The organism is Pseudomonas sp. B21-053, from assembly GCF_026016365.1.
GTDB lineage: Bacteria > Pseudomonadota > Gammaproteobacteria > Pseudomonadales > Pseudomonadaceae > Aquipseudomonas > Aquipseudomonas nunensis.
Genome location: NZ_CP087205.1, coordinates 4402381 through 4423447 on the forward strand (window position 1 = coordinate 4402381; position 21067 = coordinate 4423447).

18 protein-coding genes are annotated in these 21067 nt (G+C 60.3%); 10 read left to right on the forward strand and 8 right to left on the reverse strand.

From position 1 onward, the window contains the following. Positions 1–10: 10 nt before the first annotated feature. From LOY68_RS19715 to LOY68_RS19755, 9 genes are all read left to right on the forward strand, one after another. Complete coding sequence (locus LOY68_RS19715; protein ID WP_265039300.1) at positions 11–1012, forward strand: polysaccharide deacetylase family protein; 1002 nt, start codon at positions 11–13, stop codon at positions 1010–1012. Further along, the gene (locus LOY68_RS19720) at positions 1009–2313 is read left to right on the forward strand and encodes a lipopolysaccharide biosynthesis protein (protein WP_265039301.1); all 1305 of its coding nucleotides are present in this window, start codon (positions 1009–1011) and stop codon (positions 2311–2313) included. The genes LOY68_RS19715 and LOY68_RS19720 overlap by 4 nt, the downstream gene beginning before the upstream one ends. Next, on the forward strand, positions 2310–4229 hold the full coding sequence (locus LOY68_RS19725; RefSeq protein WP_265039302.1) for a hypothetical protein: 1920 nt from the start codon (positions 2310–2312) through the stop codon (positions 4227–4229). Before LOY68_RS19720 ends, LOY68_RS19725 begins: the two co-directional genes overlap by 4 nt. Before the next feature lie 86 nt (positions 4230–4315). Further along, positions 4316–5005 (forward strand): N-acetyltransferase, encoded by a 690-nt coding sequence (locus LOY68_RS19730; protein WP_265039303.1) that lies wholly within the window; start codon positions 4316–4318, stop codon positions 5003–5005. 4 nt (positions 5006–5009) lie between these two features. Continuing rightward, a complete protein-coding gene (locus LOY68_RS19735; protein ID WP_265039305.1) occupies positions 5010–6215 on the forward strand; it encodes a GNAT family N-acetyltransferase in 1206 nt (401 codons plus the stop codon). Further along, positions 6187–6978, forward strand: a complete 792-nt coding sequence (locus LOY68_RS19740; RefSeq protein WP_265039307.1) for a ChbG/HpnK family deacetylase — start codon at positions 6187–6189, stop codon at positions 6976–6978. Before LOY68_RS19735 ends, LOY68_RS19740 begins: the two co-directional genes overlap by 29 nt. 114 nt (positions 6979–7092) lie before the next feature. Beyond that, entirely contained in the window at positions 7093–7791 is a 699-nt protein-coding gene (locus tag LOY68_RS19745) for an N-acetyltransferase (protein WP_265039308.1), read from the forward strand. A gap of 463 nt (positions 7792–8254) precedes the next feature. Further along, positions 8255–8548 carry a type II toxin-antitoxin system RelE/ParE family toxin gene (locus LOY68_RS19750; protein WP_163914022.1) on the forward strand — a complete coding sequence of 98 codons (294 nt, stop codon included), beginning with the start codon at positions 8255–8257 and terminating at the stop codon, positions 8546–8548. A gap of 2 nt (positions 8549–8550) precedes the next feature. Beyond that, positions 8551–8859, forward strand: a complete 309-nt coding sequence (locus tag LOY68_RS19755) for an addiction module antidote protein (RefSeq protein WP_163914020.1) — start codon at positions 8551–8553, stop codon at positions 8857–8859. A gap of 14 nt (positions 8860–8873) precedes the next feature. Here LOY68_RS19755 and LOY68_RS19760 read toward each other — a convergent pair whose 3' ends face one another. Then, a complete protein-coding gene (locus LOY68_RS19760; RefSeq protein WP_265039310.1) occupies positions 8874–9686 on the reverse strand; it encodes a class I SAM-dependent methyltransferase in 813 nt (270 codons plus the stop codon). Between the two features lie 176 nt (positions 9687–9862). Between LOY68_RS19760 and LOY68_RS19765 the strand changes: the two genes are divergently transcribed. Next, positions 9863–10249: a hypothetical protein gene (locus LOY68_RS19765; protein WP_265039311.1), complete on the forward strand. Its 387-nt coding sequence runs from the start codon at positions 9863–9865 to the stop codon at positions 10247–10249. Between the two features lie 3 nt (positions 10250–10252). Here LOY68_RS19765 and LOY68_RS19770 read toward each other — a convergent pair whose 3' ends face one another. The 7 genes from LOY68_RS19770 to LOY68_RS19800 form a co-directional block, all read right to left on the reverse strand. Further along, entirely contained in the window at positions 10253–10795 is a 543-nt protein-coding gene (locus LOY68_RS19770) for a hypothetical protein (RefSeq protein WP_163914014.1), read from the reverse strand. Positions 10796–10914: 119 nt separating this feature from the next. After that, the gene (locus LOY68_RS19775) at positions 10915–12339 is read right to left on the reverse strand and encodes a sigma-54-dependent transcriptional regulator (protein ID WP_163914012.1); all 1425 of its coding nucleotides are present in this window, start codon (positions 12337–12339) and stop codon (positions 10915–10917) included. After that, on the reverse strand, positions 12308–13798 hold the full coding sequence (locus tag LOY68_RS19780) for a sensor histidine kinase (protein WP_265039313.1): 1491 nt from the start codon (positions 13796–13798) through the stop codon (positions 12308–12310). Before LOY68_RS19780 ends, LOY68_RS19775 begins: the two co-directional genes overlap by 32 nt. A 99-nt stretch (positions 13799–13897) precedes the next feature. Then, positions 13898–14944 carry an SCO family protein gene (locus LOY68_RS19785; protein WP_265039315.1) on the reverse strand — a complete coding sequence of 349 codons (1047 nt, stop codon included), beginning with the start codon at positions 14942–14944 and terminating at the stop codon, positions 13898–13900. Then, on the reverse strand, positions 14941–17751 hold the full coding sequence (locus tag LOY68_RS19790) for a multicopper oxidase domain-containing protein (RefSeq protein WP_265039316.1): 2811 nt from the start codon (positions 17749–17751) through the stop codon (positions 14941–14943). Before LOY68_RS19790 ends, LOY68_RS19785 begins: the two co-directional genes overlap by 4 nt. Positions 17752–17935: 184 nt before the next feature. Next, positions 17936–19384, reverse strand: a complete 1449-nt coding sequence (locus tag LOY68_RS19795; protein ID WP_265039318.1) for an ATP-binding protein — start codon at positions 19382–19384, stop codon at positions 17936–17938. A 594-nt stretch (positions 19385–19978) separates the two neighbouring features. Then, the gene (locus LOY68_RS19800) at positions 19979–20347 is read right to left on the reverse strand and encodes a DUF6124 family protein (protein WP_265039320.1); all 369 of its coding nucleotides are present in this window, start codon (positions 20345–20347) and stop codon (positions 19979–19981) included. Positions 20348–21067: the final 720 nt, after the last annotated feature.

Below are 21067 nucleotides of genomic sequence, written 5' to 3' on the forward strand. Positions count from 1 at the left end.
GGCGCGTGCCATGGCGATCAAACAATTATTAAAACGCACCAGTGGCTGGCTCTACCTCAACTCCCCGGTGGGGCGCAATCAACTGCACGGCGCCGGGGTGATCCTGATGTTGCACCGGGTGCTGGCCAACGACCGCGCCGCCGACCTGCCCCATCGCAATGAACTGTGCGTCGGGCCCAAGGCTTTCGAGCACTTGCTGGTCTGGCTGAAAAAGCACTTCGACTGCGTGCCGTTGATGGACATCCTGCACCCCGGCACCCAGCGCTCGGAACGGCCGAAAGTCACCCTGACGTTCGATGACGGTTGGCGCGATAACGCGGTGAATGCTTTCCCGTTGCTCAAGCAATATCAGGTGCCGGCGAGCATTTTTCTCTCCACCGATTTCATTGGCAGCCGCCAACGCTTCTGGTGGGAAAGTATCGGCGAAACCCTCTGGGGCAGCCACGGCGAAAAACCCCGGATGCACCTGATCGAATGCCTGCAACAGGTCGGTCGCCCATTGCCGGTGCTGATGGATGACCTGGACGTGCAGCGCCGCAGCCTGACGCTGCTGCACTTTCTGCAAAGCCTGAAAACCCTGGCACCGGACGACTTGAGCCGCTTGACTGATGAATGCCCCGAAGAGTCGCAGCCCCAGGCCCTCGACTGGCAACAAGTGCGCGCGCTGGAAGCCGGCGGACTGGTGCGCTTCGGCCCTCACGGCGCCAGTCACGCGATCCTCACCGGCCTCGACGATCAACGCTTGCATGAAGAACTGAGCCGCAGCCGCGATGCGCTGTTGAACGGCTGCAACCGGCCACTGCCGGTCTACTGCTACCCCAACGGCGACCACGATGCACGGGTTCGGCAACAAGTCGCCGCGCATGATTTCCCGTTCGCCCTGGGCACCGGCACCGGCATTTATCGCGGCGCTGGCGAACCGTTGGCCTTGCCACGCTTCGGCGTCAGCCAACGCACCGCGCGTAATCCGGAATTGCTGTCCTGGCGCATCTACCGCGGGGCACGCCCATGAGCCGCAGCCATTACTTCAAGCACCTCGCCCTGAGCATGGGCACCAAACTGGCGATGATCGGCCTGCGGTTGCTGCGCAACGTGTTGCTCGCGCGGATTCTCGGGCCGAGCGAACGCGGCTTGTTTGCACTGCTCAGCACCCTGCCCGACTTGATCAGCGCCGCCACCAGCGGCGGCTTGAATTCGGCAGTGGGTTATCAAGCGGCCAAGCAACGGCCGATGGGTTTGTTGCTGAGTCAGGTGCTGGTGTTTGGCTGTTTTCTGGCGCTGCTGCTGACCTTGCTGGTGGTGGCGTTGACCCGGGAATTCGGTAGCGAACTCGACATCACCACGCAGCTGGGTCTGCTCGCCTGGCTGTTGCTGCTGGCGGTGCCGCTGACGGTGTTGAAAAGTGGTTTGCTGACCTTGCACAACGCGTCGGGAGGCGTGGTCGCTTTCAATGCCTTGCGCCTGATCGAATCCCTCGCTCCGCTGCTGTTGTTCCTCGCCCTGTTCTGGATGTGGAAAACCGCCGCTCTCGAAGCCGCGCTGATCAGTTGGCTGGCGGGCATCAGCCTGGTGGTGCTGGCCGGTTGGGTCTGGCTCAAACGCAATCAACCGCTGACCCTGCAATGGGACCGCGCCAGCCAAAAAGAACTGCTGCGCTACAGCGCTCGCAGCCATCCTGATTTGTTGTTCCAGCAAGTGATCCTGCGTTCCGATTACCTGTTCATCGGCGCCCTGCTCGGCAGCACCGCGCTTGGTCATTACGCGATGGCCAGCGCCGCCGCCGAGTTGCTGCTGATCGTCCCGGAAGCGGTGACCACGCCGCTGATGAAACGCCTGTTGCAACAGGAAGAAGGCATCGACAAAGTCACGCCGCTGGCCCTGCGCCTGACCGCCACGGTGATGCTCGGTGCGTGCCTGACCATGGCGGTGATCGGCGAATGGCTGATCGTCACGCTGTTCGGTGCCGCGTATCAACCGGCGTATCCGGCGTTGCTCGCGCTGCTGCCGGGGCTGTTCGGCCTGTGTTACGCGAGCATCCTGCGCCTCGACCTGCTGGGCAAGAATCGTCCCGGCACGATCTCGCTGATGATGGGCGTGAGCGCCCTGCTCAATCTGGCGCTGAATGTGCTGCTGATCCCGACCTACGGCATCGTCGGCGCCGCCGCCGCGTCGTCCATTGCCTACCTCGCAGTGACCATCGCGCTGCTGGTGTTGTATTGCCGGTTGAGTGGCGTGCCGGTCTGGCAAACCCTGATCATCCTGCCCAGCGACGTCGCGCCGATGCTGCTGATGCTGCAAAGGAAGTCGGCATGAAACGCCTGGTGCTGCTGTTAGGATTGGGCCTGGTGCTCGATGCTCACGCAGCGTCGATGCGTTGGGCCGACATTCGCGACGGCAGCCTGTACCTGCAAACGGATCGTCCCGACACTGTGACCGTGCGCTGGACGCCGGCATGGCAAGCGGATGCCAATGAAGAACAGATCTATCTGGTGGACGGCCAAGGCAAACTGTCGGGCGAACGCCTGATTGCCGCCAGTGAAACCCGGGGCACCCAGAGCTGGCCATTGGCGCCGGGCGCCGCCAGTTATCGACTGGAAATTCCGGGCTACAGCTTCCGCCGCTACAAGATCGAACACGACGAACGCACCGTGGCACTGTTCTCCCCGGCCAAGGTGCATTTCAGTGCCGAAACCCGTGACGACGACGAACTGTTTTTCAAGGTGGCAGCGGGCGAACACGCGGTGCTGGCCGGCAAGTTCCAGGGCGGCGTCAGTGCGCTGCAAGCCACACGAGTGGGCGACAACCAACAACGGGTATTGGCCCTCAAACCCTATCGCGCCTATTGGCAATTCGATCAAGTCGAACTGCCGGTCAGCGACCGCGAACAAGTCTGGCGCCTGCGCTTGCGTGGCGGCGGCAAAGCGGCGTTCTGGCTCGACGGCACCGCTAACCTGTTCGCGCAGACGGCGCAGCAACTCAAACCGCTGCGTGAAGACGATGGTCAGACGCGCCTTACGCTGCACAAAGAAATACTCGGCCCGACCCCGAACCTGGGCATCGCCCTGCCCTATCTGCTGCCGCCGCCGTCGAGTTTTACAGTGCTCGATGCGCTCAAACCGCAGGCGGCCAGTTACTACAGTTTTGTCGACATCCTGGCGAAAAAGCCGCACTACGAAGACGCGTTCCGTCAGCTGTATCAGGACCGCTTCGGCATCACCCAGGACATCACATTGCTGGCCGGCAGCCAACGTCAGGCCGATCTGCGCGCCGACACCACAAGCAATGGCGGACTCGACGCCTGGCTCGCCAGCACCCGCGCCCTCGGCGGCAAAGGCACGCACTACATCGGGTTCGCCGACGAGCCGAACCTCAACTACCCCGATTACGCCAATTACCAAAGCATCTTCAACAGCATGGCCCGGCAAGTGCGTAGCAATCCGGACAACGCCAAGGCCGGTATACGCATCGCCATGCCCGCCAGTTCACGGCTGGTCAACGGCCCCTTCGCCGAGAACGCAGCCGATAAGCGCGGCATCGATTGGGCAAGGCGTCTGCTGGCCGAATCCGGCGATCAGATCGATGCACTGGCGTGGCACGAATGGATGATTCGCGATCTGCTGGCAACTCGGGTCTACCGCGACAGCGTGCGGCGCGCCGCCGACCTCGTCGGGCTGGACGCTCAGGGTCGGCCGCGCAAAGCGCTGCTGCTCGACCAGACCAACATGTCCAGCGGTTCGAGCCTGAGCCCTTACGATCAGGAAACCCATTTCGCCTCGCTGTGGTGGGCCTCGGTGGTGATCAACTCGTCCCAGGACGGTTTGCTGGAGATGCTCAACTGGTTCCAGGCCAACGATGAACCGAACTACCCCAAGGGCATGTTCAAGGTCCTGGATGACGATCATTTCGAGTTGAAGCCCGTGGGCCTGGCCCAGCAGTTCATCCAGCAGCATTGGCTGCACGATGTGATGCGCCTGGAGAACGACGCCTTCGAAGTCGACGTGCTGGCCATGGCCACCGACGCGCAACGCAGCCTGTTGGGGGTCAACAAAGGCACGCGCTTGCAACGTATCAACCTGGCCGGGGCGACCTGCCCGATGGTCAAAGGCTCCTTGCGCTACTTCGGCGCCGACAACCGCAGCCGTGACGCGCCGTTCCACTGCCAGGACGGTCGCGTCAGCTTCGATTTGCCAGGGGAAACCCTGTTCGCCCTGAGCTGGATCGCCTCATGACCGCCATCGAATATGTTAGTCGCGCAGGCATGTTGCCGCGCGTTGCACCACTCCCACCACGGCCGATCCCGTCAGGAGTACATAACATGAGTATTCTGAAAAAACTCAGCGATCACATTAAACAAAAAGGCCTGCGCGCCACGCTCCAGAAGATCTGGAAGCACTACGTGTTTTCCCATCAGGAATTGATCTGGATGGAGCGCGACCTGGTCACCCCGATCCCACCGCACAAGCTGCGGCCCTACAAGCCGCTGCGCCTGGAAACCATCACCGCGCAGAACGCCGTGGCCTTTGGCAAACACTTCGGTGATCGCATTGGCACCATGGCCGAACTGGCGAACGAAGGGCATACCGGGCACATGTACCTGAATGAAGACGGTGATGCCGTGGCCTTCATTTGGGGCAGCAAAGGCAATTACTACGACCGGCACTATTACGGCTGCTGGTTCCCGGTCAAACCGGGCGAGTTCTTCGAATTCGGCGGTGAGCAGATTCGCGCCTACTGGGGCACCACGCTGTCAGTGGATTTCCAGCTGAACCTGTGGAAAGCCATGGCCGATCAGGGCTGCAACAAAGTGGTGGATGTCTGTGAGTTCCACAACATTCCGGCGCTCAAGTTGCACATCCGCATGGGCTACAAGGAGCAAGGACGGATCATGAACGTCTACGAGCTGTTTGGCCGCTGGCGCTTCTACCGTGAAACCCGCTACAGCGATTCACGTCTGGAAGCCTTGCGCAAACCGGCACCCTCCACTGTTGCAGCAGAGGCGACCTGACCCGATGCCGACGCGATTCGAATGGCGCACTTCGCTGTGCGCTCCGGACTTTCCGGCAGCGGCTTATGAAGCACTGCGCCTGCGAGTGACGGACCACACACCGTTCAACACCCTGGCCTGGCTGGGCGCTGCGGAACAGGCGCTCAAGGACGGCGAGCGCCTGCACGTGCTGCTCGGCTGGCAGGGTGATGAACTGGCGCTCTGCCTGCCGTTGGTGACGTCGCGCGAACGCTTTGGCGGGTGGCCGTTCCGGGTGGTGCATCACCTCGGCTATCCGCTCACCGATCGCCTGGCGCTGCTCGCCTGCCTGGATGCCGAGAGCATCCGCAAGGCGCTGATCGTGATTCGCCGCCGCATGCCCCATGCCTTGTTGCAACTCAACGAGCTGTCCGAACCCACGGGCGAAGAAAGTGCCCTGACGGTGTGGATGGCGCACAGCTCCACCGGTGAACGGCGCCTCAGTTGCAAGGTGCCGGTGCACCTGATCAGCGAAGCGGATCGCCAGGAAGTCTCGGGCGATCCGCGCTACAAACTGCGTCGCGCGCGCAAACGCATTGCCGCGTGTGGCGCCGAAGTGCGGCGCATTACTCCCGACGCCACGACCATGGGCCCGCTGTTGCAGGCCATCAGCGAAGTCGAGGCGGTGAGCTGGAAAGGCGATGAAGGCGTCGGCATCTTCGCCGACGAACGCCATCGACAATGGATGGACCGCGCCTTCTCTGCCCTCGCCGCTCGCGGCCTGGTACGTGTCGTGGTGCTCGAACTGGACGGCCGCTGCATCAGCTATCGCCTCGGCTTGCTGGAGCATGGTCGGCTGTACGATTACAACCTGGCGTTCCTGCCGCAATACGCCGACCTGGGCAGCGGCCGGGTATTGCTCGAAGAGTGGATTCGCTGGGGCCTGGACGACAACTGGCACTGGATCGATGCCTCGCGGGTCAGCCTGGAAAACTCCAGCCATCAACTCCACGAGCGCATGACCGGACAATTGGAACACTGGCGCTGGAGTTTTTATTCCTGGCGGCCGAGCGGGCTGGTTTTGGGGTTGGCATTGCGCATCTGGCAGCGACTCAAACCGGTCTTGCAAAAACGGCGGGCGAAACGCGCAGCAGCGGTGGCCACAGTCTCCACGCCAGCGATCCAGCCTCAGGCGCCTACTGAAAAAACCATGGAGGGCAAACATGCCTCACCAAGTCATAGTCAACGCTGACGATTTTGGCCTCAGCCCTTGCGAAAACGCGGTGATCCTTGGCGCCTTCCAGGCCGGGGTCATCAGCTCCGCCACGGCCATGGCCAACATGCCGGCCTTCGAAGCGGCGTGCGTCATGGCCCAACATCCGTTGCTGGCAGGAAGGATCGGCCTGCATTTCAACCTCACCTATGGTCGGCCGTTGAGCCAAGGCATTCTCAAGCGCTCGACGTTCTGCGACAGCCAGGGTGAATTCGACCTCAATCTGCCCCGCCACAGCCTCTGGCTCAACCGCCTGGACCGTGAAGCGGTGATGGACGAATTGGAAGCTCAGTGGCAACGCTGTCTGGACAACGGCGTGCGCCCCAGCCACCTCGATTCCCACCAGCATGTGCACAACATTTGGCCCATCGGCGAGATCGTCGCGCGCTTCGCCGCGCGCCAAGGAATCGCCGTGCGCCTGGCGCGAAATCTGGGGCAAAACCTGAGCCTACCCAAGCGCGTGTTCAAGGGTTTGCTTAATCGGCGTCTGCACAATTTGGCCGGGGCGACGGCGGACTATGTCTGCACGCCAGTCGACCTGCGCAACGCTCCCGTGCCGACCGACGGTCTGCTGGAAATCGTCGCTCATCCGAACCAGATTGGGGCGGATTTTGGCGATGCTTACTTGAACCCAGGCGAGTCGCTAACGCAGGTGCTAGAGCGGCGCCTTGCCGGTATCGAACGGGTTTCCTATGCGGTTGTCAGCAGGAATTTTCAGGCCGGAACAGCCGCACTCGAATGAGTTACACACATTGCAACATATTCAAAGCTGGCGCTTTGACATGAACTTGCAAGCTTCATCTATACCCATCAAAAGCCTCCCAACAACACCCTGGCCTCGGCTAAGGAGAGCGTCATGAATGTCATCGAAAAGCTACGCGAACGCATCAGGCAAAAAGGTCTGGGCAACCTCTTCCGGGCATTCTGGAAGCGCTACGTATTCTTCCATTGGGAGCTGCTGTGGATGGAGCGCGACCTGGTCAGCCCGGTGCCACCGCACAAGTTGCGCCCCTACTCTGGCTTGCGCCAGGCGACCATTACCGCGGACAACGCAGTGGCGTTCACCAAGCACTTCGGTGATCGCGTGGGAACCATGGCCGAGCTCGCCGCCGAAGGCCACACCGGGCACATGTACCTGGACGAGGAAGGTCACGCGGTCGGATTTATCTGGGGCAGCACCCGGGACTACCACGACCGCCACTATTACGGCTGCTGGTTCCCGGTGAAGCCAGGGGAGTTCTTCGAATTTGGCGGCGAAATGATCCGCGCCTATTTCGGCACCAGCCTGTCGGTGGACGTGCAGGTCGCCCTCTGGGAGGCCATGGCCGCCCAAGGCTGTGACAAAGTGGTGGACGTTTGCGAAACCCACAACATCCCGGCGCTGAAACTGCACATTCGCATGGGCTACCACGAACAGGGCCGCGTGACCCACGTCTATGGCCTGTTCGGCGGCCGCTGGCGCTTCTTCCGCGAAACCCGCTACCAAGGCTCGCGCCTCGACCCACTGCGCAAACCAGGTCGGCCAGTGGTGGCTGGGGCAACGGCGGGGGCTTGAAACGATAAGTCAGGCGTAACACCCAATCCTCTGTAGGAGCAAGGCTTGCCCGCGAAGGCGTCCTCGGAATTGCCTTCGCGAGCAAGCTTCGCTCCTACATTGGTTTGGTTTCGTTCACAAACCTGTGCCTGGACCGAATCCCTTGTAGGAGCTGCCGAAGGCTGCGATCTTTTGATCTTGTGATCGACTCGATGCCGCCAAAAGATCGCAGCCTTCGGCAGCTCCTACAGGGGAATTGCGTACATCCGCTTCATTGCAGTTGGCTGTTAGGCCGCCTTCGCGAGCAAGCTCGCTCCCACAGTGGTTTTGTGTTGTTCACAAGAATCGGTGCCCAGCATAAATCCCTGTGGGAGCGAGCTTGCTCGCGAAGGCGCCGTTTTCCCACACCCTTGTGAGAAGAAAACACCCTTAACCCAAGAAAAGCCTGACTGCTGGACCGTATCCATATAGATACAGTCCAGCAATGAACTATCTTATTCAACAAACACATACTTTCTCGGCATGGCACGTCTCAGTTCGTGACTTACGGGCAAAGTTCGCCATCGCTCGTCGCATTGATCGTGCCTCTGCGGGTAATCTAGGCGACATCAAGTCGCTGGGTGATGGTGTTTCCGAAATGCGCGTGGACATTGGTGCAGGCTATCGAATCTACTTCACCATGCGAAACGGCGTGGTCATCGTATTATTGGCCGGCGGCGACAAATCCTCGCAAAGCTCTGATATCCGGCGTGCAAAAAAAATGGCAAAGGAGGTTTAACCATGAGCCAAACTTTGACGACATTCGACATGGCAGCGCTGCTCGACAGTGATGAGGCCATCAGCGAATATCTCTCCCAGGTACTGGCAGAGGGCGACAACGAAGAGTTTCTCCGCGCTATCGGCTACGTGGTAAAAGCCCGTGGTATGACACAAATCGCCAAAGATTCCGGGATGGGGCGCGAAAGCCTCTACAAGGCCTTCGCTCCGGGTGCAAAACCACGTTTTGATACGGTGCTAAAGGTCATTCACGCCCTCGGAATTGATCTCTATGCGCAGCCAGGTCACAACCTCAATCATTCGAATCTCTGAAAAGTGCTCCTGCGCTAGATTCCTCGCCTCACCGCCACCCACGTAAAACACAACGGCAACTGCGCCACTTGTTTTTCATACCGGTCATACAGTTCTTCGCGGTTGGAATGTGGGTATTCCTTGAAGTGGCTGATCTGCAAACCGGCGTCGATGGCGCCGGTGAAGATGGCGCTGAGGGTGTGGACGAACCAGTAGGACGGACTGGCTGGTTGTTCGACTTTGCCTTCGTAGACGATTGGCTGATGCTGCACGAACGGTTCGCTGCGGAAGTACGAGCTGTCCAGGCGATAAGGGTCGGCGGCTTCGGGGTCGAGCATTTCCAGGAACGGGTGGGTTTCGTAGATCACCACCGCGCCGCCCGGCTTGAGGGTTTGCGCGACGTGGCGGAAGAACTCGGCAATGTCCGGCATCCAGTTCAAGACACCGATGGTGATCAGCGCCACGTCGAATCGGTCGTGCAACTGCGTCGGCAGATGATGAATATCAGCTTCAACGAACTCAGCATCATGCGGCGAACGCGCCGTCAGTTCCCGTGCCTGTTCGAGAAACGCTGCAGACTGATCGACCCCCACCACCCGCCGCGCGCCCAGGGCAAATAGCGAAAGGCTTTCACGGCCATTGTTGCAGCCCAGTTGCACCACGTCCTTGCCCTCGACGCCCACTTGTTCCAGCACACTGCGCAGGGTGTCATCGATGCAGCAAAAATCGGCCTGGCTGACGGCGTCGAGCACGGCCAGCCATTCGGGATTGTCTTTGTGATGCCTTGCAGAGTCATTCCACGCCTCACGGTTGCTGGCGACGGCTTGTTGTTTGGTTGGCATGTCCATTGCGCACTCCAGATCTCGTTTTTATTGACCGGCACGAGTCTAGATCAGCCGCTGGAAAAGCCCATCGGCGCTTTGTTGCGAACTTGTAATCCGGGCCGCGCGAACGCATGAGTGCAAGGCAGCTATAGTTAAAGGCCTTGGGGAAATGCGGGAAAACCGAGTACGCAGGTGTCGCCATGAAACAAACCGATCTGACGCTGTGCTTCATCGCCCTTCTGACTGCCGCCAGCGCGGTGCATGCGGACGAAAGTCCCATGCAGACCGAGAGCTCCAGCAGTGCACTGATCTACTACGGACCCAACCAGCCCTTCGCGCACCCGGCGCCGCCGACCTTGAGTTCCGTGCCACCGCGTTCATACATCCCGAGCGCGCCTCAGGATTTCATCCCGATCGCTACTGAACATGTGTTCTACGATTCGCAACTGCCCACCGTGGCGGATGCCAACGTGCGGGTGTTTATCCGTTCCTACGACCCGGAACGCGGGATCTACGTCAACGACGAGGTGCTCGACCCCTCGTGCCTGTTGGCCTGCGTCACCCGGCAGGAACAAGCGATGCCTTGAGTGTCAGTCGCAGGGCCAGGTATGCCGCAGCGCCGCCCGGCGATCGATGGCGTTGCGCAGCCTGCGTTTCTGGGTTTCCCAGACCTCGCTGTCGACCTTGCTGGAACGCATCATGTCCAGCACGGCTTGCTTGGCGTCCAGGTACTCGTCCCAGGCGTCCCGACGCTTGAGCCGAAGGCTTTCGTCTGCGGACATTTCCATATGGCGCAGGGCCAATTCACAAGGATCGTCCAGCACCACCCCCACCGTCAGTTGAATCCGGTGGGGCGCGCGGAATTCGGACACGGTGGTGAGGATCGCCTGGGCGCGTGTGCAACCCCATGCCAGGGCTTTCGCCAACGTGGGATGACCCTCACGGTCATAAAATTCTTCCGCCAGCGGCGTGCCATCGCGGGTGTAGACGCCGATGAATACCTGGGTCACCTGCTCACGATTGAACCGCGCCTGCACCTCGACCTGCGTACCATCGGGCAGCACTTCATCGTGACTGCGACCGTGTAATTGGCTGTTACTCCAGAGCCAGAACTGTGCGCCTCTACGCCGCATGCCCATTACTCCATCAAAGGGAAAAATCAGTAAGGCACAGGCTTTGTGGATTTTCCACCGAACCCGCCTACACCTCGTCGTCCTCTGACAAATTGCCGACTATCAGTCAATCGATGCCGCTACCACTGACGCTTGTCCGGCCGTGCCAGGCCGAGTTTTTCGATCCGGTAACGCAGCATGTCGCGGCTCAGGCCCAGCAGGCGCGCAGATTTGGTGACGTTCCAGTCGGTCCTGTCGAGCATCTTGCGCACCATGTCCCGTTCCACTTCCGGCAGGTTCATCGATTCGACGTGACTGCTCGGCCGCGGTTCGAAGTATTGCGTTTCGGGCATGACCAACGGTTCATCCACCAGGCTTTGGCAGACGTTCAACTGGTGCGCGGCCACGGTGTCGCTCTGGGCCAGCAGCACGGTTTGCTCCAGCATGTTGCGCAACTCGCGCACGTTGCCCGGCCAGGTGTAACTGAGCAGCAACTCTTCGGCCTGGTCGCTGAAATACAAGTGCGGTTTGCCATAGCGTTTGCCATGGATCGACAGGAAGTGTCGGGCCAGCAACAGCACGTCTTCACCGCGAGCGTGCAGGCGCGGGACCTTGATCGAAATGATCCGCAGACGAAAGAACAGGTCACGCCGGAACTTGCCCTGCTGGACCATCTGTTCCAGGTTGCAATTGGTGGCGCTGATCACCCGCAAATCGACTTTGCGCTCCTTCACCGAGCCGACCCGGCGAATGGTCCGGTCTTCCAGCAGCTTCAGTAATTTGGCTTGCAGCAGCAGGTCCATTTCGCCGACTTCATCGAGAAACAGCGTCCCGCCGTCAGCGGCTTCCACCAGCCCGACCCGGCGATCCTTGGCGTCGGTGAAGGCGCCCTTCTCGTGGCCGAACAGTTCCGATTCCACCAGGTTGGACGGGATTGACGCGCAGTTGAATTCGATAAACGGACCTTTGGCCCGTGGCCCGTCGAAGTGCAGCGCCCGGGCCACCAGTTCCTTGCCGGTGCCGGTTTCGCCTTCCACCAACACGGGCGGCAGATCGGTATTGGCCATGCGGCGCTCGGCGTCGAGCAATTGGCCGATGGTGTTTTTCAGGTAGTGCATCGGTGCCGACTCGCCGATCAACGCCTGCACGCCGGACTTCTGCGCCTCGCGCTCCTGATAGAACGACAACGTGCGCTCCATGCGGTCGGTGGCCAGGGCCTTGTCCAGCAACAACTTGAGCTCCGGCAAGGCCACCGGTTTGGTGACGTAATGGAAAGCGCCCTCTTTCATCGCGATCACCGCGTCTTCGACGTTGCCGTAGCCGGTCATCATGATCACTTTCAGATCCGGCGCGCTGATGCGCAGCTTCTGGATCAGGTCGTGACCGCTCATGCCCGGCAGCGAGTTGTCGGTCAGCACCACGTCAGGGACGAAGGTGCCCAATTGCTCCAATGCGTCCTCGGCCGAGTGACAGACTGTGACCTCGAAGTCTTTGCGTTCGAGGTAGGTCTGGATGTTCTCGGCGAGGAGTTCATCATCCTCGACCAGCAGTATGCTGTGCTCCATATTCCCCTCCCGTTGCCACTTTAAAGTTGAGACAAACGCGGGTTCCTTCCTGCTCCTGGCTGGTCAGCACGACCGAGCCCTGGAAGCGTTCCATTATTCGTTTGACCAATGCCAGGCCGACGCCCAACCCGCCCTGCTTGGTGGTGAAAAACGGCTTGAAAACCATCTGTTGCTGCTGTTTGGTCATGCCCTTGCCGGTATCGCTGAGGGTCATGGACACCTGCCCCGGCGCCGGCGTCTCGATATCGACACTCAGCACTCCGCCCTTGGGCATGGCTTCCAGGGCATTGGCGAACAGGCTATTGAGAATTTGCGTGAGCAGCACGGGTTGGCTGACCACCGGCGGAACGCTTTTCGGGGTGAAAAGCACCTCGACGTTCGAGCGTTTGATCAGCGGTTCGAAGGCGCTCAAGGTGTCATCGATCACCAGCATCAGGTCCACGGATTCCGAGTCGTCACTCATCGGCCGCAACGACACCAGCAACTCGCGGACCCAGCGCGACATGCGATCGACCTGGCTGATGATGTCGCCGATATTCTTCTGGGCGCCCTGGCTCGCGACTTCCTGGGCCAGTTCGGCGCTGGAGCGGATGGTGGCCAACGGGTTGCGCAAACTGTGGGCGACCGCCGAGGACATCTCCCCGAGGGCGACGAAGGTTTCGTTGCTGATCAGTTGTTTCTGCTGGCTCTGCAGCAGTGTCGCGGCGCGCCGCACGATCCAGAACAACGCCAGGTAAATCGCTGCGCCGCCGAGCAGCGTCGCGATCCAGATCGATTTGAAGCCGCGCCGGATACGCTCCACCAGATCGGCCGGTTCCTTATAGATCTCGACCATGGCGATGACTTTGCTCTTGTCGGCGTTGAACATCGGAATGTAGTTCTCGATGAACAGCAACTGCGGCTCGCGCAATAGCCTTTGTTCCGGGCGTTCCTCGTCGATCTGGTGGTAGCTGGAGGACACCGGCTGCTTCATTTCGAAGGATTCATCCAGTTCCTCGTCATCCTCGATACGCATCCCGACCAGCTCCGGGTTGGTTGACCAGGTGATCGTGCGGTCCAGGGCGTAGACGGTGGCCAACAGGACGTCGGGCAGGTGTTCCACGTGATCGAGAAACTCATTGCGCGCTGCGGCCCGGGACAGCGGATCGACGTCGGGATAGGCCCGCTCCTGACGCGGGTCCAACAGTTCGCCCATGGTGCGTGCCGGGGTGATTCCGGCGTGGCGCAATTCGGCGTCACCGATGGCCTGGATAAACTGCGCGGTGAGCAAGGCATCGCGCTCGATGCTTTCGGTGACCACGAAACGCGTGGAAATGTAGCCCAGGCCCAGCGCCACGGCGGCGATGATGAAAAAACTGGCCAGGGAAAACCAGCGCAACAGGTTGAACTGACCACCCCAGCCCTTGCGCGCTGCTGCCGGCAGAGCCGGCGCAGGTACTTTTTGTTGTTCTGTCTGCATGGGAATGTCCTGGGTTCTTGCGTCTAGCCTTTTTAGCGGTGTCACGGACAGTGTAGGTCGCAATGTCCGGGGCCGACGGCCAATGATGTTATTTAGCCGCTAGTTCATTTGCGTCACCGCTGGCACCGGGCTCGCCAAGGGTTGCTGGCGATCGGTTTCTTCCTGCAAGAAGTCGATGATCGTCTGCGCGGAATGCTCATCCAGGCGCAAATTGGGCATCGGGATCTTGTCGAAACGCTGGTACAGCTCCACTGCAATCGGGTCTTTCTCGGCGAGCATGCGATCCGGCTCGCGAATCCAGCGATTGAGCCAGGCCGGTTCGCGCAGACGGGTCACGCCGATCAAGTCCGGGCCGATGCTGCGCATGCCGATGCCTTGCCCGTCTTGCGGCCCGAGGCTGTGGCACGAGGCACAACGGGTGCGAAACAGCTCTTCGCCGTTGCTCGGCGGGCGAATTTCCGGTGCATTGGCATAACTTTCCCCGACGCTCGGTTGTTTCCAGTTCTGCAAGGTGTTGGCCAATTGATCGGCCAGAATCCACGGGTTCTCGAACGGTGAAGCCTTCATCCAGCGACCGCTGGCCTGATTACCGACGATCAGGCTCAGGTTGTGGTCCTTGCTGCGGCCGTTGTCGACGCCTTCGATAAACAACCCGAGTTTTTTGCGCAGGTCGGTGACGTCGGCAAACTCGCCAGTCAGAAACTTCCAGCCCGGCCCGACCTTGAAACGTTGCGCATAAGCCTTCAGCACCTCCGGCGTGTCGCTGAGCGGGTCGATGCTGATGGAATAGAAAAAAACGTCCTTGCCGACCCGGTCCCCGAGCAACTTCTGCACCTGGCGCAGGCGCGCGGTTTCCAGCGGGCAGGAATCACTACAGGAAGTGAAGATGAAATTGATCACCACCACTTTGCCTTTGATCAGGTCATCGAAAAAACGCACCTGCTGGCCGTCCTGGTCGGTCAGCAAGGTGTTGGGGAAATAGTCGCCGCCCCAGGGTGTCGCCGACTCGCTCGGCGACAGTGCCCCTTCGTGGGCCAGGAGCACCTGACTGGCCAGCAAACAGGTGACCAGGACCAGAATCAGGTGCATGCCCAGGGCGCGGGAGCGCGGCGTGTGCGGTGCCATGTCGGCTCCCCGGCGGTTCATTTTTTCACCGCCACTTGTGGACCGTAGCCGTCGCCGGTACGGAAGGTTGGCAGCGCGGCGGAGTTGACGTAGCGCACCCCGTCCCAGCTCGGCAGCGGGGTCGGCATCAACTGGAATTGCCCGGGTTTCTCAATGTCCCAACGCAGCAGCATCGAGTTGTCCTCATGCTGGGTGTTGTGACAGTGCTCCATATAAGTCCCGGCGAATTCGCGGAAGTTGATCGCCATCTCGACGCTGTCCAGGCCATCGTTTTCCGAACCGATGCGGTACACGTCCTTGCGCGCCCATTTTTCCCATTCCGGTGGCGCCTTGCCGCCGCGACTGAGGATGATCCCTTCCTCGAAGTGCACATGCACCGGGTGGCTCCAGCCCTTGCCGCCGGCCTTGATGTTCCACACTTCCAGAGTGCCGAAACCCGTCACGCCGGCATCGGTAGGACCGGTGGCCAGTTTGGTCGCGGTGTTCAAGCGCCGTGGGTCCATGTGGAAGCCGAAACCGCCGTCAGTCTTGACCGTCCACGGGGCTTCATCGGTGCCGTCGGAACGGCCGAAGGTGAAGGTGCGGTGACGGGCGTTGGCCAGCAGCACTTTGTCGGCGGCGTTGTCGCGGTGGATCTTCAGCGGAATCATCACCATGCCTTCGGCTTTGCCCGGTTTGGCTGGTTCATACGCTGCAGGGTCCATGGCCAGGTCCTGACCGGTGTAAGCCTTGACGTTGAGCTGCAAGACTTTTCCCACGCCCGGATCACCCTTGTCCCACTGCGGGCCTTTGCTCGATTGCTTGATCACTGCCAGGTATTTTTCCGACAGCACGTCCGCCAGATCGATAGGCTCTTTCGGGCCTTTGCCGTCGTCGTGGGCCATCAGGTTGACCACGAACAACTTGTCCCCGGGCTTGATCCCGTTTTTCGCGAAGTTGACGATGATGTCGAAGCGCTCGGCGATGCCCTGGGTCGGCAGGATCGCGAAGTGGTTCTTTTTATCGCCGTCGGCGTCGAGGTCCATGGTGCCGTCGAACGGCACGCTGTGTTCCATGATGTTGCCGTCGTTGGCAATCATGTGGAACGGCACGCGGGCATAGGACACACCGGAGTTTTTCGGCCCCTGGAATTCACCGCTGCTGCCCTTGACCTCACGCACGATGGCGAACTTGAAGTAGCGCGACACCGAGCCATTGAGGATGCGGAAGCGATAGCTGCGCGCACGTACATCGAGGGTCGGTTTCCACTGCCAGTTGACCAGCACCTGGTCACCGAGGAAGCCATCGGTGTTGAACGGGTTGAACCACAGCTGGCCGGCCTGATCCCACGCCTTGTCGGCGAACACCAGGTTGACGTCGTAGTCGCGGTTACCCCATGGCAAGGCGCTGCCGCTGGGGAAACGCAGGTTGACGCCGTCGTTCACCGATTCGTTGCCACGGTCGAGCGCGCTGTAGTAGTTCATCATCGCCGCGTTGCCCTTGTAGACGTTCTGCGCGGTGAAATCGAGCATGTGGTCGTGGAACCAGTGGGTGCTCATGGTTTCGCGCCAGTCGCCACGGATTTTGATCGTGCCGTTTTCGCAGGTCTTGCGGCTTGGGCTCAAGTCGTTGGTCCACAGGGTTTCGCCCGGCGAGCACGGGAACGCGGCGCGCGGGTCTTCCGCCTTGGTGTTGATGCTGTCGTAACCGGCCAGCTGGATCGGCCAGCGATAGTCGTAGTACTGCCCCGGGAAGAAGAACGCGTTGGCATAGCCGTCGCTTTCCGCCGGCGCGTGACCGTTGTGTTCGTGGGTACTGATGGTGTGCAGGCCAAAGCCCATGTTGGCCGACGGGTCGATCGGCAAGCCGTTGTAATGGCGCATCAGCACTGGCTGACCGTAGCGCACCATCAGCAATTTGGGCGGCAAGGTGCCGTCGAAGGTCCAGACCGAGTTGTGGTTCTGCACCGGCATGTTCGGGTGAAAACGCGCATCGACGCCTTTGGCGGTGCCATCAGTGGCCGGCACGCCCGCGACGTTGTGATACAGGCCGCCGGGGCCGAATTCGCCCATGGCATAACCGTGCATCTGATGGCTGTCACGCCAACCGCTGTTGAGCCTCGCCCCGGTTTGCACGGTTTTATAGGCCACTTGCGGGTAGAACTCGTTCCAGCGCTGATGCGACCAGCCCTTTCCTGGCGGACGCCCTTCAGCGGATGAACCGATATGGCGGTTGAGGAACACCTCGATCTGCGACTGCCAAGGGTTGCGGTCCACCACGTTGGAGAACTGGCTGGGGAACGGCGTCAGCCCCGGTTGGCGCAGGAAGGCGTCGAGGGCCACGCTGGGTGGCGCACTGCGCGCTGCGTTGGTCGGGTCCTGCTGGGGCAACGGACCCACCGCTGCCGGTGGAAAGCCCAAGGGCGCCGCCGGTGTAGTGGGGTCGAGTTTTTCCGGGCCGAACTCTTCGAACAACACCAATTGCTGGGTGAACGGCTGAGCGCCGAACAACGGGCTCGGCTTGCCATTGGTGGGGTAATTGAAACTGGTCTGCACGGTCGGCGGCAGCACGTTTTCCTTACGCGTGTCGGCGCGGCTGCCTTTGACGCCATCCGGTAAATCGAAGGAATCTTCGTTGGCCTCGGGCATGGTCAAAATGGCATTCAGGGCGCCCGCCTTGTCAGCGGGTTCATCGTAGTAAGCCGAAGGATCGGAGGGCTCAGGCTGACGCTCATCGTCAATCGGGCTGGCGCGCAACGAGGGCATTGCGCCCAGGGTCATCGTCAGGAGGATACTCAGTGGGGTCAACAGGCCGAACCACTTGCAGGGGTGCCGCGCTTTTCTGTCCATCACCAGCCGCCTCGAAGTCATGAAGGGGGTAATGGTGTTTTGCAATTACCTCGCCATACTTTTCGCGGCCCTATACCAAAGTATTAACACCTGATGAATCAATGGCTTATCAACATCATTTGGCCACCCATGGCCAAACGACTGGGGAATGACACCCGCTAACGGGGAAAGTTCATCCCCGTTTTCAGGGGATTAATTTAAACGACAGACGGACGCAAGTGCCCTCGCCTTCGCGGCTGCCGAGGGTCACCGCACCGCCAAAACGTTCCATGATCCGTTTGACCAGCACCAGCCCGACGCCGAGCCCGCCGGCCTTGGTGGTGAAGAATGGCCGGAACGCCATGCTGCGCTGTTCTTCGTTCATGCCTTTGCCGGTGTCGCTCAGCACCACGCACACGCCACGGGTATCGGTCGATTCCAGGCTGATGGTCAGGGTGCCGCCCTTGTCCATGGCTTCCAGAGCGTTGGCCATCAGGCTGTTGAGGATCTGCGTCAGTTGCACTTGCTGGCTCAGGACCATCGGCGTCTGCTGCGGATTGAACACCACGTGGACGCCGGCCTTGGTGATTTGTTGCTCGAACGCCATCAGGCTGTCGTGAATCGCCGCCACCAGGTTCACCGGTTCCGGGTCATCGTTGAGCGGGCGCAAGGATTGCAGGAGTTCGCGGACCCACTTCGACATGCGATCGACCTGGCCGATGATGTCGTTGATGTTCTTGTGCGCCGGGCCGTTGTCGAACTCCAGGGCCAGCTCGGCGCTGGAACGGATGGTCGCCAACGGATTGCGCAGGCTGTGGGCGACCGCCGAGGACATTTCGCCCAAGGCGACGAAGGTTTCGTTGGTGATCAGTTGTTTTTGTTGCTCCGCCAGCAGGATCGCGGCCCGGCGCACGATCCAGTACAAGCCCAGGTAAATCAGCCCGCCGCCCAGTGCGGTGGCCAGCCAGATCAGCGCCAGACCGCGCTCGATGCGGTTGATCAGGTCCTTGGGTTCTTTGTAGATCTCGACCATCGCCGTGACGTTCTTGCCGTCGGCGTCGAACAGCGGAATGTAGTTTTCGATAAAGATGTAGTCCGGGGGCGTGATGAACTTTTGCTCCATCCGCTCCTTGTCGACGTCGTGATAACTGGCGGAGACCGGGATCTTGTACTCGAAGGCGTGATCCAGATCTTCGTCGGCGTGGATGGTGGTGCCCATGAGTGCCGGGTTGGTGGACCAGATCACCATGCGGTCGGGGGCATAGATGTTGGCCAGGATCACGTCCGGCAGGTTGGCGATATGGTCGAGGAATTCAGCTCGGGCATTGGCCCGTGCGGCGGGATCGACATCGGAAAAGAGCTTGTCCTGGCGAGGGTCGACCAGCTCGCCCATGGTCCGCACGTTGGGGATCGACACATGCCGCACTTCGGCGGAGGCAATCGCCTGAATGAATTGCGCGGTCAACAGGGCGTCGCGCTGCACGCTTTCGGTAATCACAAACTGCGTGGACACCGCCCCCAACGCCACCGCCACAGTCGCGATCACCGCCATGCTGATCAGCGAAAACCAGCGCAGCAGGTTGAACGGCTGTTTGCGCGTGCTCAAGCGAATATCGCCTTCCTCGGGCCGGAGCATTTTTTCGGACATAGTCATGGGGGTTGGATCCCGACGATTCACCTATAAGGTTATAGCCCACTGTTTGGTGTTTGCCCCAATGCCAGCAAGCTAAGCAAATCGGTGTCGGCCATAAATTTTGCGAACGACACCCATCAAATGTAGGAGCGAGGCTTGCCCGCGAAGACGGTGTGTCAGCCAACATCAATGCAGCTGATACACCGCCTTCGCGAGCAAGCTCGCTCCCACAGGGGATCTGTGTTGGCCACAAATTTTGCGAACGACACCCATCAAATGTAGGAGCGAGGCTTGCCCGCGAAGACAGTGTGTCAGCCAACATCAATGCAGCTGATACACCGCTTTCGCGAGCAAGCCCGCTCCCACAGGGGATTTGTGTCGGCCACAAATTTTGCGAACAACACCCATCAAATGTAGGAGCGAGGCTTGCCCGCGAAGACGGTGTGTCAGCCAACATCAATGCAGCTGATACACCGCTTTCGCGAGCAGGCCCGCTCCCACAGGGGATTTGTGTTGGCCACAATTTTTGCGAATGACACCCATCAAATGTAGGAGCGAGGCTTGCCCGCGAAGACGGTGTGTCAGGCATGACGCCTTCGCGAGCAAGCTTTGCTCCTACAGAGGCTTGTGGTTATCCAGTACGCGATTGGCCGCCGCCTCTCCCATCAGAAGCGAACGATGCAACACCAACAAGGTATGGCGTCGCGGGCCTTCCTCCAGCTCGACGAGATCGTTGACGATCTTGCAGGCGGTTGAAAGCGACTCATAGATCTCAACCAGCAACGCTTCGTCATCCACCGCTGCGTCGATGGTGAAGATGGTGCCGGATCTGCGGGGCGGTATCTGCGCTTTCGTCGCCCCGGGGTTGAGGTAGATCTTGAGCGCGCGGTCGGCCGCCACTTTCATTTTCTTGGGGTCAAGATCAAAAGAGGCGTCGTAGGGTACTGGATCAGTATTCGGGGGATTGGGCGTTACTTTGAACATAGATAGAACTCCGATGCTGCTTAAATGGAGCCATCACCATCTCGCTACCAAACGGAGGGTGGCGGCCATACGGAGGTTGGTAGACCGGGCATCGGAACCGGCGCCCCCGAAGGAGCCCTACGCATGGCCACCATAAAAACGCAGTCCTGAAAAAGAACCGCTGAAGGTGACGCTATGCGTCGATGCTGAGGGTCTACCAAACCCATCGCTGTATTTCAGCGACGGATACACGATAAAACCCAAGCCCTAGACGCACAAGCCGGCCGATTCTGGCGTACGCGTAGGTAACGGCGCAAGGCGTTGTAGCCGTTTATGACGTAACACCGGGTGTCTTTAAACGCGTGCGCGAAAATGTGTTTAACACCGTCAAAATAGAGAATTTCTCTGCCGGTACACACCCAACCTGTGGCGAGGGAGCTTGCTCCCGCTGGGTTGCGAAGCGACCCCAAAAAGCAGGGGCTGCTGCGCAGCCCAGCGGGAGCAAGCTCCCTCGCCACAGGTAAATTTTCTGACCACAAATTAAGTGATTCCGACATAACGATCTCCCCATCCCCCACCTGCCCCACTCACCCCCAACTCTGGGGACACTCGCCCGCCCCGACATCCAACCCACAATCTTGCACATCGCCCGCAACGCCCGTACCCCGGCCCTTTCCCGCCCATTCCTCGCGATTGGTATGCAATTTGCGCTAGCGCTCTCAACTGGCCCGTCTCCAAGGG

Coding starts and splice junctions, on each gene's coding strand:
- LOY68_RS19785 (WP_265039315.1), bottom strand. CDS start 14,944: ATGAACCGCCGGGGAGCCGACATGGCACCGCACACGCCGCGCTCCCGC.
- LOY68_RS19760 (WP_265039310.1), bottom strand. CDS start 9,686: ATGGACATGCCAACCAAACAACAAGCCGTCGCCAGCAACCGTGAGGCG.
- LOY68_RS19780 (WP_265039313.1), bottom strand. CDS start 13,798: ATGCAGACAGAACAACAAAAAGTACCTGCGCCGGCTCTGCCGGCAGCA.
- LOY68_RS19740 (WP_265039307.1), top strand. CDS start 6,187: ATGCCTCACCAAGTCATAGTCAACGCTGACGATTTTGGCCTCAGCCCT.
- LOY68_RS19775 (WP_163914012.1), bottom strand. CDS start 12,339: ATGGAGCACAGCATACTGCTGGTCGAGGATGATGAACTCCTCGCCGAG.
- LOY68_RS19735 (WP_265039305.1), top strand. CDS start 5,010: ATGCCGACGCGATTCGAATGGCGCACTTCGCTGTGCGCTCCGGACTTT.
- LOY68_RS19790 (WP_265039316.1), bottom strand. CDS start 17,751: ATGGACAGAAAAGCGCGGCACCCCTGCAAGTGGTTCGGCCTGTTGACC.
- LOY68_RS19745 (WP_265039308.1), top strand. CDS start 7,093: ATGAATGTCATCGAAAAGCTACGCGAACGCATCAGGCAAAAAGGTCTG.
- LOY68_RS19795 (WP_265039318.1), bottom strand. CDS start 19,384: ATGACTATGTCCGAAAAAATGCTCCGGCCCGAGGAAGGCGATATTCGC.
- LOY68_RS19755 (WP_163914020.1), top strand. CDS start 8,551: ATGAGCCAAACTTTGACGACATTCGACATGGCAGCGCTGCTCGACAGT.
- LOY68_RS19715 (WP_265039300.1), top strand. CDS start 11: ATGGCGATCAAACAATTATTAAAACGCACCAGTGGCTGGCTCTACCTC.
- LOY68_RS19765 (WP_265039311.1), top strand. CDS start 9,863: ATGAAACAAACCGATCTGACGCTGTGCTTCATCGCCCTTCTGACTGCC.
- LOY68_RS19725 (WP_265039302.1), top strand. CDS start 2,310: ATGAAACGCCTGGTGCTGCTGTTAGGATTGGGCCTGGTGCTCGATGCT.
- LOY68_RS19750 (WP_163914022.1), top strand. CDS start 8,255: ATGAACTATCTTATTCAACAAACACATACTTTCTCGGCATGGCACGTC.
- LOY68_RS19730 (WP_265039303.1), top strand. CDS start 4,316: ATGAGTATTCTGAAAAAACTCAGCGATCACATTAAACAAAAAGGCCTG.
- LOY68_RS19800 (WP_265039320.1), bottom strand. CDS start 20,347: ATGTTCAAAGTAACGCCCAATCCCCCGAATACTGATCCAGTACCCTAC.
- LOY68_RS19720 (WP_265039301.1), top strand. CDS start 1,009: ATGAGCCGCAGCCATTACTTCAAGCACCTCGCCCTGAGCATGGGCACC.
- LOY68_RS19770 (WP_163914014.1), bottom strand. CDS start 10,795: ATGCGGCGTAGAGGCGCACAGTTCTGGCTCTGGAGTAACAGCCAATTA.